Source organism: Pseudomonadota bacterium, assembly GCA_039028935.1.
GTDB lineage: Bacteria > Pseudomonadota > Gammaproteobacteria > Steroidobacterales > SZUA-146 > SZUA-146.
This window is the reverse complement of the sequence record JBCCHD010000008.1, coordinates 13,879-28,677: the sequence shown is the minus strand read 5'-3', so window position 1 is coordinate 28,677 and position 14,799 is coordinate 13,879. Positions and strand designations below refer to the sequence as shown.

Annotated in this window: 12 protein-coding genes; 1 reads left to right on the top strand and 11 read right to left on the bottom strand. The window is 57.2% G+C overall.

Annotation, left to right across the window (positions count from 1 at the left end):
- Positions 1–143: 143 nt before the first annotated feature.
- The 7 genes from AAF465_05665 to AAF465_05635 form a co-directional block, all read right to left on the bottom strand.
- On the bottom strand, positions 144–407 hold the full coding sequence (locus AAF465_05665; GenBank protein ID MEM7082201.1) for a hypothetical protein: 264 nt from the start codon (positions 405–407) through the stop codon (positions 144–146).
- A gap of 270 nt (positions 408–677) precedes the next feature.
- Complete coding sequence (locus AAF465_05660) at positions 678–1,991, bottom strand: DsbA family protein (GenBank protein MEM7082200.1); 1,314 nt, start codon at positions 1,989–1,991, stop codon at positions 678–680.
- Positions 1,992–2,003: 12 nt separating this feature from the next.
- Positions 2,004–2,342, bottom strand: a complete 339-nt coding sequence (locus AAF465_05655) for an MGMT family protein (protein ID MEM7082199.1) — start codon at positions 2,340–2,342, stop codon at positions 2,004–2,006.
- A gap of 3 nt (positions 2,343–2,345) precedes the next feature.
- Complete coding sequence (locus tag AAF465_05650) at positions 2,346–3,875, bottom strand: hypothetical protein (GenBank protein MEM7082198.1); 1,530 nt, start codon at positions 3,873–3,875, stop codon at positions 2,346–2,348.
- Positions 3,876–4,018: 143 nt separating this feature from the next.
- A complete protein-coding gene (locus AAF465_05645) occupies positions 4,019–4,345 on the bottom strand; it encodes a tetratricopeptide repeat protein (protein ID MEM7082197.1) in 327 nt (108 codons plus the stop codon).
- 146 nt (positions 4,346–4,491) lie between these two features.
- Positions 4,492–6,471, bottom strand: coding sequence for an SDR family oxidoreductase (locus AAF465_05640; protein MEM7082196.1), 1,980 nt, complete (start codon positions 6,469–6,471; stop codon positions 4,492–4,494).
- A 449-nt stretch (positions 6,472–6,920) separates the two neighbouring features.
- Entirely contained in the window at positions 6,921–10,208 is a 3,288-nt protein-coding gene (locus tag AAF465_05635; GenBank protein MEM7082195.1) for a reprolysin-like metallopeptidase, read from the bottom strand.
- Positions 10,209–10,660: 452 nt separating this feature from the next.
- Between AAF465_05635 and AAF465_05630 the strand changes: the two genes are divergently transcribed.
- On the top strand, positions 10,661–11,734 hold the full coding sequence (locus AAF465_05630; GenBank protein MEM7082194.1) for a pyridoxal-phosphate dependent enzyme: 1,074 nt from the start codon (positions 10,661–10,663) through the stop codon (positions 11,732–11,734).
- Positions 11,735–11,741: 7 nt separating this feature from the next.
- Here the strand turns inward: AAF465_05630 and AAF465_05625 are convergent, their stop codons facing one another.
- From AAF465_05625 to AAF465_05610, 4 genes are all read right to left on the bottom strand, one after another.
- The gene (locus AAF465_05625) at positions 11,742–12,146 is read right to left on the bottom strand and encodes a DUF1043 family protein (protein ID MEM7082193.1); all 405 of its coding nucleotides are present in this window, start codon (positions 12,144–12,146) and stop codon (positions 11,742–11,744) included.
- Between the two features lie 107 nt (positions 12,147–12,253).
- Positions 12,254–13,516 carry a serine hydrolase domain-containing protein gene (locus AAF465_05620; GenBank protein MEM7082192.1) on the bottom strand — a complete coding sequence of 421 codons (1,263 nt, stop codon included), beginning with the start codon at positions 13,514–13,516 and terminating at the stop codon, positions 12,254–12,256.
- A 213-nt stretch (positions 13,517–13,729) separates the two neighbouring features.
- Positions 13,730–14,281 carry a DNA-3-methyladenine glycosylase 2 family protein gene (locus AAF465_05615; protein ID MEM7082191.1) on the bottom strand — a complete coding sequence of 184 codons (552 nt, stop codon included), beginning with the start codon at positions 14,279–14,281 and terminating at the stop codon, positions 13,730–13,732.
- A 77-nt stretch (positions 14,282–14,358) separates the two neighbouring features.
- Complete coding sequence (locus AAF465_05610; GenBank protein MEM7082190.1) at positions 14,359–14,736, bottom strand: cytidine deaminase; 378 nt, start codon at positions 14,734–14,736, stop codon at positions 14,359–14,361.
- Between the last annotated feature and the right edge of the window lie 63 nt (positions 14,737–14,799).

Below are 14,799 nucleotides of genomic sequence, written 5' to 3'. Positions count from 1 at the left end.
ACCGGCCAACTGGCTGCAAGAATACGTTTTTCGAGGCTCGAATGGGCCACATTTTGACGCAGCACGGCAAAAAAATCAGACGCGACGACGCAGTCCCGATCCGAACTGACCGCTGAGAATTAGAAAATTGCTATGATTTACAGCTACTTGATGCGACTGTTGTAGGGGTCCGTATCGCTGCTTCCGTCGGCGATGGAGAGCTTATCAACGCCTTCGATGCGATAGGGATCCACCGGTCGGCCGTCGCGTTGCGGCTCAACCGTCGCGCGTTTTCGCGGCGGCAAAACCGCCGGGCGGCCTACCCGATCGTCAATGAGCATGACGCCCTCCGCGCGCAGTTGTCGCAGGGCATCCAATAGGCGTTCTTTGTCCGCCTCGAGTGTGCTGATTTTGGCTTTATCTGTCATGTACCTTACCCACTATTTTCTCTTATTTTTCTCTCTGATCGCGTGTTCACGGTAGCAAACGGGGTCGCGTCAGAGGTTGTGTAGCTAAAAATTTACCGCATTCATCGCTGCCGTTCCAGAACGCACGTCACAAAATTGAATTAAGTAAAGCTGCGACATAGGCGTTTTGGCCCACGATGCCGTTCGGCGGGTCTTAATAGTAAGACAGACTGGGAAGCGAATTGTTCGCGGCGCGCACGGCGTGATTATTATGGCAAATACAAGAACTTATCAGTTCGAAGGTCGGCTCAGCCCATACTCCAGCCAAGGCAGCCGATCCTGACCCCAAAATACGTCCACCAAACGATTCGCGCCGTCGGTGAGTGCAAAGGACGGCACACCCCATATACCCATTAGCTCGAGCTGTTGCTGGTTGCGCTCGAGTTCTTGTTGCATGGTTTCGCTCATGGTCACCGATTGCGCATCCGCCCACGATACGCCCGCGCGCTCAACTAGCCGTTGCAACCCACGATCGTGATTGACGCTGATGCCCTCTGCCCAAATGCCTCGCATGACGCTGGCCACGAATTCACGCTCCCTGTTTCGCTCGCGCATGAGTGGCAGCATAGCCAAACAGCGGTGCAACCCCGGCCCGAGCGGATCGCGAATAAACCCAAAGGCGATTTCATGCTTATTGGTAATGCGGGCGACATCATTGAGAATAAAACGGCGTTTGTGATCGCTTAACGCCACTCCCCGCTCCACCATGGGCAACACCGGCCGCAAACGAACGATAACACCCGTCGATTGTTGTAATCGATTAATGCGCGCAAGGCTAACGTAGGTGTAGGGACTGCGTAACGAAAAAAAGAAATCGAGTGTACTGCCCGTGAGTGAATCAACGCGTTTCGGCGCATAGAGCTCACCGTGTACGGTGCTCGGTCCCTTTGCCAGTCCCCAGCGACGCAGATCATCCTCGAGATACTCGAGCCGATCGAGACCCCAAAACCAATTGCCGTTGAATTCCCACATGGCGGCCTGGTAGTGGCCGCGCGCCTCGCGATCATTGTGACCGTTGATGAGCAAGCGACGCCCTTCTTCAGCAGTGCCAGGTGGATGCTCGGTGAGTAAGGTTTGCAGCACGTTAGGATCCGCCGTCCATAACGCGCGGGTCAGTTTAAGAGCCAAAGCTGGGTGGTTAGCAGGGGGCACAGCCGCCAGTGCGCGCACACAGGCTTCGACCGCGAGCGACGACGGCACGTCCACTTCAAGTGCCTTAAGTTGCCAAGCGCGCGCGAGGCGACGAGCGTCGTGAAGGCGGTAGCGCATCCAGCCTTCCTTCGCGCGTTGAGTATCGGTGTGACCCGCGCGTGCTTCGTCTTCGACGAGCACGAGCTCGAACTCAATATCGTAGCGCTGTGCCAGCAGCACGCTGGCCTCTAGCGCCAGCACCGAATACGGGTCGTCCAGTTGATGGAAGAGCGTGACGGTCGGTTTGAGTTTGTGGCCTCGCTGGCGAAGGCGGTCGGGGAAGTCACGCCAGCGTCGCACACGCTCACTGGTCAATACGCGCAAGGCATAAGGTTGCAGCAGTTTCTTTACCATCGCGCGATCCTCTCAGCCGTCGAGCTGCCAAAGTAATTCATCAAGTGTGGGTTGCCATTGGAAGCGTGTGAGATCGATACGTCGCCCACGAAACTCGATACCCTCAGACAGCAATCGCTCTCGCTGCCGTCGATAGCTTGTTGAGTCAACCGGAAACGAAATTTGGCCCGATGCATTTATGACACGATGCCAAGGAAGCGCCATGTCCGGCGGTGCTTTGCCAAGCGATCGCCCTACCATACGCGCAGCACGCCCACATCCGGCCAGATCGGCAACTTGGCCATACGTCGCGACCTGACCGCACGGAATACTGGCCACGGTTTTCCAAATCTTCTGATCTTTCTCAGACACAGCTTATCCCGATTCGTTGCGGGCAACCGGCACCACAATGTTGAGCGAGATGAACCGAGACGGCAAGAGCGGTGCAAGCTCTAATCGAATGCCAAGCTCCCCACGTTGCCGACGCGCAGCGGGATTGGTGTTCAGATCACAATGCACTTCAAAGGCATTGTCCGGCGTGTTCCCCGCCAGCATACCGAGATGCATGCATTCGGTCAGAAACTCGCCGACCTGCAGTGTCACCCGGCGCCAAAGGTGGTCCGAATGCGCTTCATTCGCCACCCACTGTAAGCCACGCTCGATACTGCACGACAGATATTGCAAAACGCGCCGCACCTTAATCGACGTGTGAACCCCATGGTCATTACCATTGAGCAACACGGCGTCCCACACAACTTTGCGTCCTCCTTTGGCATAACGGAGCGTATTCACGCCTTTTTCAGCCAACTCAAAGCTGTCGCGCTCATTGAGCGTCTCGGCAAACTTGCGAAAACCCCGCAACAGCATTTGGTTACCAGCAGGCGTTGCCGCGGGACCCTTGGCTCGAATGGAACGCTCCAGCAGGCCGGCAACTGCACCGCCCGGAGGCATCGTCTTGCGCTGCGTCTCAACGCCGTCGATCGATTCAAGCCAGGGATAATACAGCGCAACACATGGACCGCGCAGACTGAAGCGCTCCACCGCATCGAGCGCGGTCGCCGCGTCGCGCCATGCGCGCGGCGCATCGGCGATAAGCAACGCATGCCGCCGATCGCACACTCTGGCTGCGGCGCGCAATACGGGCACCGCGACGTCCGTATCAAAGTCCAATGGCGGAATGTAGAGCTGACCAAATTCGTACTGCTCCGTCAGCGCAAACAGCCCCGTGCGCGTTTCGCTCGAGCCCAATACCGTCGCCATGGTTAAACGGTTGCCATCACGACCAGGATGGGTCAGGCCTTGAAAATACTGCGCCTTGCCGGTGCTGTGATTGAGTGTCGCGTCAGGTCGCTGTGGGCTAACCTGTGTGTCGCACCGCATGAGCCCAGAGCCGGCCAGGACGTGAGGCAAATAATGCGGATGATCAGGCGCCACGCTCACATAGCGAAATATTTCCTGATCGATCACCTGCTCGGTATCCGGCACCGCCAGTCGCTGCAAGGTCAAATTGAAACAGTCCCCATCGAGCGCATCAATGCCATCGTAGTCCACGGCCGCGCGAAGATAATCATGGGCACCGGGGTTCTTCGACCATAACAGGAGGTTGGCCTCACCGGCCGGCAACGCAAGCGCGGCGGGCAAGGCATCGAGCGCGACACGAACAACCAATGCTTGGCGGCCACCGTTACTGAAAAACAAGCGCAGCGCGTAAGGCAGCGTCAGTTCCTCCGATGGATCGCCAAACAGACGAGTGAAAGTCTGATAGTCGTCGATGGGTGTGGGTACGTTGAGGGGGCCACGCTGGCAAGCACCCAGAAAAGCCGTCGGGCGAATCTCCACCCCTTTGATGGCCTGCTGTCTTGCGCCTTCTTCTACACGAATGCCTCGCGGCAAGTGTGGCTGCATGATCAGTGCTTCACTCGGCAAATGCGCCCTAAGCCATTTCTTCCGTGAGGCGCTGACAGGGCAAGCGCCATTCCGGGCGGCTGGATTATCGTTAAAAGAGTATAGCCTGCTTGACCGAGCGGGAACAGACGATTATGCGTGTATCACAGACTCGCGATAAAACGCGGCACAAGATCCGGCTGAGTCGCGGCCGTGTCAGGCGTGTCGCCGGGGCAGCAAGATGGATCATCGCACGACCGACAGACAGCGGGCGCGTCCTTTTGAAAACTCACGAGTGCCTCTTGAAAAAGCGGCACGGCCTCCGCCGAACGGCCCTGCTTAAGATAGATGCGCCCCAATCGCTGCAAAACACGTGGGTTGGCATCGTTAGTGCTTAAGTAGTTGCGCAAAATTGACGCAGCCGCATCCAAGCGTCCTTTCGACACCAAGTGATCAGCGGCATTCAGCGCCAGATTGACTATTCGACTCATGCGGGATTCTCGCGGCGGTTTGCACGGCCGCACGCCAATCCTCTACGCACGCCGTCAACTGCTCAAAAGTATCCCACAAACGCGTTTTTTTACCCTTGCGTAAATTCACAATTTACGCACAAAAACCGTTATGACAAATCGATGAACTACCAGTGAATGCCCCGCGTAAATTGCGCCACCGCAATCTGCTCGGGTGAGGACTCATCGCCGGACTCACCGCGTGCCGCGGCCGAATCGGGGAACAGTCGAAAGGCCTCGTTCATACCCAGCTCGGTGGTTTTGGGTACAAGCAAGTGCAAGATTTCCGCTGCAATACCAAGACGCGTCGCGATGCGCTTCGGCTGATCGACTATCGCCTCAACCACCATATCGGCGGCCTCTTCTGGGCTCTTAGTCGGCACGTTCTTATACATTTTGGTTGGCGCGATCATCGGTGTGCGAACCAATGGCATATTGATGGTCGTGAAATGGACCCCTGTGTGCGAAAACTCTGCCGCCGCGCATCGGGTGAACGCATCGAGCGCGGCTTTGGACGCCACATAGGCGGAAAATCGCGGCGCGTTACTGAGTACGCCAATCGACGAAATGTTGATGATGTGTCCGGATTTTCGCGCCTGCATGGTGGGCAAGACACCCATGATCAGCCGCAGCGCGCCGAAGTAGTTAAGCTGCATCGTACGCTCGAAGTCGTGAAACCGATCAAACGAATTGGCCACGCCCCGACGAATTGACCGCCCCGCGTTGTTGAGCAAAACGTCGATTTGCCCATGGTCCTTCAGCACGGCTTTGATCAACTTATCGACATCGTCTAGATCCGAAATGTCACACGGATAAATAAACGAGCGCCCCTTGTTGTCTGCAATTTCCTTTTGCGTATCGACCAGTTTGTCTTTCTTGCGTGCAACCAAAATCACCTTGGCGCCGGCCGCCGCCACACGCAGTGCCGCTGCCTTACCAATACCTGACGATGCGCCCGTGACCATCACGACACGGTCTTCGACTCGACCGCGCAATGTAATGTTCTTGAACAAATCGGGATCCATATTGCGTTCCCAATAGTCCCACAACCGCGCCGCATAGGATTCGAGTGGCGGTACTTCGATGCCACTGCCTTTGAGTGCAGCTAAGGTTTTACGATTGTCATATTTAGTCGGATAGTTAATAAACTGGAAGACTTCGCTCGGCAATCCATAGCCCTTCAGCGCGGCCTGCACAACGCGCCTCACCGGCGCGATGGCCCACAGTGTTTTCCACAGATAGGGCGGCACAAAATTAAACATGCGCGCGTCAACACGCATCACCATGGAGGGGGCATGGCCGGCCTTGGCAAACAAATTGATGACATCACCAATCCGACGAGCGTTGCTTTCGGTCAGATGGAAACACTGGCCATTCAATCCGCGTTTGTGCGACAGATAATCGAGCGCATCCACCACGAAATCCACCGGCACGATGTTGATTCGCCCGCCCTCGACTCCGATTGTCGGCATCCACTGCGGCAGCAAACGACGCGTTTTTTGGATCATCTTAAAAAAGTAGTAAGGACCGTCGATCTTACCCATTTCGCCGGTTTTGGAATCGCCAACGACTACGCCCGGACGATAGATGCGATAGGGGATCGTACAGTTGGTTCGCACCAGCCCCTCTGAGTCGTGCTTGGTTTTGTGATAGGGACTCTCTTCGAGGCCCGTCGCTTCCTCGAACATATCTTCACGAAACACGCCTTTGTATAGGCCCGCCGCGGCGATCGAGCTCACCATATGGAAGCAACCCGCTTTTATCTTGTGCGCAAGATCAAGCGTATTTTGGGTGCCTTCAACATTCGTTTTGATTTGTGGTTTGGCGGGCGCCGTGATGTCGTAAATCGCCGCAAGATGATAGAAATGCTTGATCTTGCCCTGCAGTTTCTTCATGTCTGCCGCGCTGACACCCAGGTTCTTACGCGTGATGTCGCCTTTAATCGCGACCGCTCGGGAAGCGTCTACACCCCATCGCTCATAGAGTTTTTTGAGCTCTTTGGCGTTTTTACGGCGCACCAGAAAATAAACGGTCCCTTTGCGCTCCAGCAGTTTGCTGACCAGACGGTTGCCAATGAAACCGGTAGCGCCGGTTACGAAATACGCCATGCTCACTCCCCCAATCGATGTTTAGACGACTACGCCGTCAGATTGATCATCATTATAGGGGAACGATCGGCAAGGTCGAGACACAATCGGCCACTGTTCGCGACGAACACCCACTGTCGGCGCAAAAACGACGCGGTAGCACGGGACCGTCAGGTCCACACCGCCAAAAAAAAGATCCGCAAAGTGCGGATCAACAGTCTTCTTATCACAGTACCCAGCAATGCCATACGGGGTTCGACGTTGACATTGCGATGCCTGAGAAACCCGGGTTAGTTGTTGGTATCGACATCCTTGCCACCCGTCGGATACGCCTACCTAGCACCCTTTAATGCGACATTCGTCGCCGGATTCCCTCAGGGCAAAGCAAAAAAAATGAAAAAATTTCTATTTTCTATGTAATACAGCTAGTTAGAGAAAAAGGCGCCGACAATTTCGGCGCCTCCAAACCCCTACGGCACCAGACCACTCGGACCTGGCATGCCCAAGAACCGCTCTGTCAGGATCACCAGATCCAAGAAATTAACGTTGCCGTCAACGTTGAAGTCGGCCACCGGATCCGTACTCAAAAACAGTGGCTGGAACTGAGACAGATCGAGGAAATTGACGATGCCGTCGTTATTGAGATCGGGATCACATCGATTGCCATAGCCATCCCCATCGGCGTCTACTTGAGCCGGGTTCACAACGTCGGTGCAATTGTCGCTGTCATCAAACACGCCATCGCCATCCGAGTCGGTGCCCGCTGGCGGCCCTACCAACACCGTCACACACCACTCGTTGACGTTACCGGTTGCACCGGCGGCTTGGTCCACCACCCGAATACGCCAATCGCCGGTCAGATTTTCGCCATCGAACGTCGACAGCGCCGCGACAGGCTGCCAGTCGCCGAGCATCGCCACACCACCTCCGTCGCAGGCGAACGCTGGATCATTGATCGATTCGTCGTCAAATACCGCGTCGATGTTGGGCAGCGGGCAGCCACTGACCAGGAACGCGGATCCGGGCGTATTCAAAAACTCCACTTCGGTGCCCGTCGACACATTGGTCAAATAGGCCGCCAGGTTCCCGATCGACGCATGGTTGGTATCGAGTGACACGTTGATATCGAGCACTGAACCGGCATCTGCAATCGCCAGCGTGTCGGTCACGCCCATCGCATCGTTATCCGGAATAGCGACGCCCGGCGTCGAACAGAACGTGACGGGCGGTGATACCGTGGTAAAGCCAGCCACAGCGGACGTCGCGCCACCACAGGCATTGTTCGCGGTGACGCGCCAGTAGTACATCGTGGCTTGATCCAACACCGTGACGACGTTGTAATTGGTTGTTGTCACCGTCGCGCTTTCCACAATACTGCCGAACCCAACGTCACTGGCCAACTCAACGAAGTACTCCGACGCACCGGCGGCCGGTAACCAAGTAAGGGTTGGCTGCTGAGCGATGGCCACGGCACCATCAGCCGGTGAATCGATAACCGGCGTGGCGCTGATTGCCTCAGCCAGGTCCAACGTGAGGGGTACGTTGCGCGTACCCGGTGTACCGGCACCGGCCACGTCAAGCGCAAACACCCCCCCTGATGCGCCACCGGTGTTGCCAACAGTGAGCGTTGTACTGCCGCCCGCATTCGCAGGATTGGGGGAGAAGCTCGAGGTCAAACCGCCTGGCAAACCACTCACCGTGAAGGTCACCGCCCCGGTGAAGCCGCCGATCGACGCAATGTCGATGTCGATCTGTGCATCGTCTGGCGCGCACGCCTCTAGCGTGTCCGTGGATGACGACAATGCGAAATCCGGATCGGGACCCGGCTCGAGAATGATATTGGCGTTGTTGATATCGAAGAAAATGTTCGTCGCACACTCGACCTGCACGCGACCGATATTCGAGGGACTCTCGGGAACAGTAATGTCTTCGGAACCGTCATTTGGCGTGTTGTCCGCCACCAGGAACTCAAAGGTTTGCCCTCCATCGTCGGAGACCGAAATATCCACGCTCGTGCAGGAAATCGGAAACGCTTCGGTGCCGGCAACATTCCACGTTACGGTTTGGGTCGTACCGCCCGGCCAGGCGACAGTGGTGTTTTGCGACGTCACCTCAAACGCACTGCCCGTGTCGATAACCGAATGCGCGACCGTATCGTAGTCGACGCCGCCCCCATCCGCGCGATTGTCCAGCGCAGTCAGGCGAAACGTCAGGTTGCGACTGGTCGACGGGATGACTTCGCCGATCGATTCGAAATCGCCCAAGATGTTGGGTAACCGTGGCAGCAATCGGGTGCCGCTGGCAGTTGCGTTAAACGACCGGAACAGAGGTGCGTTGCCGACCGGCGAATTGGGCGCTCCGCCCGGCCCAAGATCGAATTGCTCCCAGCGATAAACCAGTGAATCGCCATCGGGGTCGGTCGCGCTACCGGTCAACCGAATCGGCGTGTTGGCCGGTAGTGCACGAGCCTGACCAGCGTCCACCACCGGCGCAGAGTTGCCCGTGGCGGTCGACACATCGCACGTCGAACCCGAACCGGTGGTCGTGTAGTTCACAATGTTGTCAAACGAGATGGTATGAAAGTACGCATCGCTAGAGCTGGCGATGTCGTGCGCGCCGCAGATACCGGCATACGCCATGATGGTGCTACCGCTGCCCGGTTCATAGGCCGTTGCGCTATTGCGGTTTGGCGGCGCACAGTTTGCCGCGGTGCCATTGAACGAATGAGGAGCGCCAAACTGGTGCCCGATCTCATGTGACACAAAATCGACATAAAACGGATCGCCGATTGGGCTGGACAGTCCCGTAACGCCTCGCGCTTTGTTGTTGGCACGGCACACCACGCCCAACCCAGCGATGCCGCCACCGCCTGTGCTAAACACGTGACCGATGTCGTAGTTAGCCGGACCGATCAATGAATCGAGCTTAGCCTGGTTTTGGCCGAGCATGGTAAACCCGTTGCTGTTGGTATAGCCGTCGGTCGCGGCATTGGTAAACACCAAAATGTCATTGTTCGGAATCAGCACTAAACGAATGGCAAGTTCGGCCTCGTAAATGCCGGTCACGCGGTTGATCGCGGTCACAATCGCGGCCTGGCCATCGGCGACGGTGCCGCCGTGGAACGTGGTGTACTCACCGGTTGCGGCAACCGCGAGACGATAGGTGCGAAGCTGACTGCCCACCGGCGTTCGAACGGGGCTGTGTGCCGCATGCGCTGCCGCATCATGGGCGGTATGCACACCGCAGGAATGGACGTGATCTTTAGTACGTGCCAAATCCTTCTTGGCATACACCTGGTAGTGCGTGCCCACGACTTTCCCGTTTTCGATTTGATACGGATCGATAAAGGTCATGCCACTGTCGTCGCGAATCATGCCGTGAAAACCGGCGGGCGTAAGATCGATGCGCGCCCAGGCGCCGCTGCCGTCACTGGCGACACCCGCCCAGGTGCGGATCTGTGGAAATTTGGCGGCAAGTTCTTTGGACATCACCGGCGCGTCGCTCATGGTGAAGTCTCGATAAAGTCCGTCGGCCAGTGGCAACGCGATTTCACCGTGCTTATCGATCCGCTGCAGAAACCGCTCGGCATCGAAGTGCAGCGTCTGATAGCGATTTGGGCTGATGTGTCGCGTGCCGCGGGTCGCGATCTGAGTTTCATTGACCGCCGCCCACACGCCATCCGCCGAACCCTGTGCGGCACTGGTCTGCATGCCGAACAAACTCACGGCAATCAGGAGTATCTTTAAGCAATTGTTCATCGACTCATCCTCTGGATTAAAACGGCGCGCGCTCGCCTGGCAACCGCCTGGAATGACCGGATCATGTCGTGATGCGTACCGGTGATTCCGGCATTATTCTTGTACGCCGCGTTGCGCAGCATCAAGCCGGCACCCCCCGGCCAAACCTTCACCCCACAGTATCACGGCGGAACCGATAAAAAACACTCCACGCGGCTGAAATCAACACGTATTCGGCCGGATCGGACCAAAACAAACAATACGTTAGACTCAATCCTACCGTCCCATCGCGCCACAGGCGCGGCGCCAATCGTTTGCAGTGTGGATGACGCTTTACATAATGAATCGCTAAGATGGGCAATACCCCGCGCGACAATCATCGGAAAGAATGGCGAGAGCGCGACGCTCATCTGTCTGACGATACACTGAACTAAGACCTTATCGAGCACGACCACATAACCATTAGGATGACCATGCCGATACTGCCCGAAGCACTCGTCAACGCCTTTCCACGCGTACCACTTGCCACGCTACCGACGCCGGTTTTTGCCATCAATGGGCAACGAGCGCTTGACCGCGACGCGATCCAACGAGGGTCAAGCGCCAACGCCGATATCTGGCGAGACGTCTGGGTTAAACACGATGGACGCTGCAGCAAGTTGTACGCCGGAAATAAGGTGCGAAAGTTGGAGTACTTGCTCGCGGACGCACAGAACCAGGGCGCACAACACATCGTCACACTGGGGGGCGCAGGGTCCAATCACGCGGTCGCCACAAGCACCTATGCCCACCATCTCGGTATGCGCTGCACCGCGTGCCTGTCCCATCAACCACCCGGTGCCATCGCCACGCTCAATCTGCGCCGCCATGTGGCACTCGGCACGCAACTGTATGTGTACGAGCAGTTTCGCGATGCGCTCGATCACGCACATACGCTCGCCCAGGCAGAAGATACGGTGCTCGTACCGCTGGGCGGTTCGGCACCGCTTGCCTCGCTGGGTTATGTGTCGGCCGCCTATGAGTTAGCCACTCAAGTCGCCAACGGCGAACTGCCTCAACCGGAGCGCATCTACGTAGCGTGCGGCACGATGGGCACCGCCGTAGGTCTCGCTATTGGCATGACACTGTTGGATTGGCCCACCCAGGTGGTTGCAGTTAGAGTCACTGAGCGCGGCGTCGCGTCGCCACATAAGTTTTCCGCCCTTTATGAACACAGTGTCGCGCTGCTCAAGTCAACCGTACCGTCGCTCCCTTTGGACGCAACACTACACCCGGATCGTGTTCTATTTGTTGACGATTTTTTTGGAACAGCCTACGCCGAGCCCACTCCCGAGGCGCTAGACGCAATCGAATTTGCTCGCACGGCAGGTTTAAACCTCGATGGTACTTACACGGGCAAAGCGTTTGCCGCGTTGACCGCGCATCGGCAACAAGCGCAATTTGATGGACCAGCGCTATTCTGGTGTACGCTCAACGCCGTCGACACACCACTGGCGGAGATCGATGCGCTGGCTTCCCTTGGAGAGGACTTCGCCCGGTATCGCTGACCGTGGCTTACCCCGCGCCGAGTGGCGGATCGTCGCCCGACCGGTCGGTGTCGGTCGAGGCGGCTTCAGTTTGATCCGTGTGGTCAATTGAGTCTTCCGCCGTCACCGCGTTGGACGGCGTAAATTCAATACGCGTCTGGTCCATGGCATCTTCACCGAGCGATTGAGCACCGCTCGCCAAGTGGTTGTACACATCGCGATATTTCTCGGTCAAGTCGCGAAAAAGTTCAGAAGTGGTCGTGAAGTGTTGACCGACTTCTTCTTTATACTGGTCCAGCTCGGCCTGTACGTCAGCCGCCGTGCGGCCGCCAGAATCACGAGCGAATACGCGCGCGATCAACACACCAAGACCCACGCCCAGCAGCACACTGATCAGTGCAACAACCCAAATGTTAGTGATGAGGTCAGACATAGCCACGATTCGATTCAGACGAGAGTGGGAGTATACCGTACGCATCGATGTGCATCGTTTGTTTCATCAGAACGACACAGTTGTTTTACATTGTAAGCAGTCATGACTTAGCGTGCGCGCGGCGCGCGATTGATCGCAAAAAGCACCCGCATCAACTCAGCGAGGTGCAGCCCGAACAGCGACTTGCCGGTCGATAGCAGTGCCACGGAGAGGTCGCGCGACGGATCGGCCCAACAAAAAATATTAATGAAACCAAGGTGGCCCAACGCGTCTTTGGTCATCGGGCCGAACAAACTCACCGGATTGGCACCAAGCATTAGACCCTCGCTGAATCGAGACGGCACAAACAGCGTGCCGTCGAGAATACTACCGGCCTTAAACTGCGTCACGCGCCTTAATGTGTCGGGCGCAAACACCTGCACATCGCCAATCCGGCCCTGATTAAGGAGCAACTCCATCAAAAGCCCCCATTCGCTTGCGGTGCCAATCGCATTGCCGGCTGGCACCGTGGTCGACAAAAAGCCGGGCTGATTCGACAACTCAACGACCGTATTCCAATCGGCACCCAGCGTTCGCTCGATCAGTGACGACACCGGCCAGCGGTGCACGCCGCCTGTGTTGTAGTTGGTCGCGACGCGCGACTGCCCATTGAGCGGGGCACCGTAACGCAACGTCGGCAGCCCAAGCGGCACACAAACACGTTTGCGCAGAATCTGGTTGAGCGACTTACCCGTTACCGTATTGGCCAACGCACCAAGAATGTAGCCGCCGCTAACCGCGTGATAGGCGGTGCCGCGACCGGGTGGCCGTTGCAACGGACTGGCCATGAGGATATCCACGACTCGCTCGTAATCGAAAATGGTCTCCGGCGGCAGCCCTTTTGGCATCACCGGAAAGCCACCTTGATGGCTCAGCACCTGGCTGATTGTAATAGACGCTTTCCCATTCGCAGCAAACGCTGGCAAATAGTGCGCGACCCGCTCATCCAGATTGAGCACACCTTCCTCAGCCAACCCGTGAATGAGCAGCGCGGTTAACGCCTTGGACGCGGAAAACACCGTGATCGGCGTGTCGATCGATCCGACCTCGCCATCGGCACCCATCCCGTTTTTCGACCAGGTGCCGTGACGATGCCCAAGACTGCGATGGATAACCATGGACCCTTGTTTACGGACGCACAGCGACACGAACGGTTGCGTGCCTGTGCGATACCAACGCTCGACGGCGTCCCACACGCGGTCTCGATAATCACGTGGCAGGCCGAGCTCCTCACAGCCCTCACTCTCCCGACCCACATCGGTGAGTGGATCAAGATCGACGGTAATGCGCCGCAAGGGCGAAGAGAAAATCGGTGTGTCGGGAATTTTCATCACACGTAATCGATAGGTCGTCAACGTCAGACACGTGTAAAACGCGTCGGGCCGAAAGGGATTCTACACGGCTTTGAATGGTTATTCGGGTAAATACGCCGTCGGCCGACACCTAAACCGGCACGACCGTCAATCAGGGCGCGAGTCGACAACAGCCGTCCCGTAACCATGGCTAAGCCTCGATGCGCAAAGGGCGACGCGTTCAAATCCGCGTTAATCGACGGTACGCCATAAATACCAGCATGCCACCGTACGATACGGTGAGAACTGGCGCAAAAGTTCATGGAAGCGTCGCGGCGACGGGCGTTTGCGAAGCGGATAGAGTTCAAACAAGGCGCGCTGCAGACCCACATCATCGGGAGACGCCACATCGGCACGCTTGAGGGCAAACATCAGGAACATCTCCGCAGTCCAGCGCCCAATTCCCTTCAATTGGATCAACCGCTGGATCACCGCCTCGTCGGGCATCTGCGCCAGCGAACGAAAATTTAGATGACCGTCGAGCACCTCATCACACAGCGCGTGTAAAAAGCGGGCTTTATTGTTGGACAGCCCCGCACCGCGCAACGCTTCATGGGACGCAGCGCGTATCGGCGCTGCGGCCATACGCGTCTGATCGGTCAATGCTAAGACGCGGGTTCCGATCGTGTGCGCCGCTTTGGTCGACAACTGCTGCGAGACGATCGACCAGGCGAGGGTGTCAAAGTAGTCCGGTCGGCCGCGCGCAAGCGTGCAAGGTCCATGCTGCCGGATTACCCTGCGCATGATCGGGTCTTTGGCCAAATGACGCTCTGCTCTAACGATCAGTTCGGCGGTCATTCTCGGGCTTTTGTAATGGGCAGTCACGACACCGCAAATGGATTGGCGAGTAAATCACTTAAGACGAAGTCGACATCGCCCACCGAAACCGGCGTATCGCGGTCGGCAAACTCGGCGAGAAACTGAAGACAGGCGCCACAGGGGGTGAATTTCTCTACCGTTTCGCCGTCGGCATTGAGCACGACGGCCAGCGCTTTGATCTCGGTGGCACCGGCCGCGACAGCCGTCGCCATCGCCACCCGTTCAGCACATAACGTCAACCCATAGCTGGCATTTTCGATGTTGCAGCCGGTAAATGTTCGACCCGATTCATCACACACCGCCGCCCCAACGCGAATGCCTGAATAAGGGCTATACGCACGGCTACTCGCGTTTCGAGCCAGTCGTTTGAGTTGCTCCAAAACCACTCTCCTCGGCCAGGTAGCGTCGTGCTACCCTTTCGCCCTTGTTGTTTTACGGGAGAC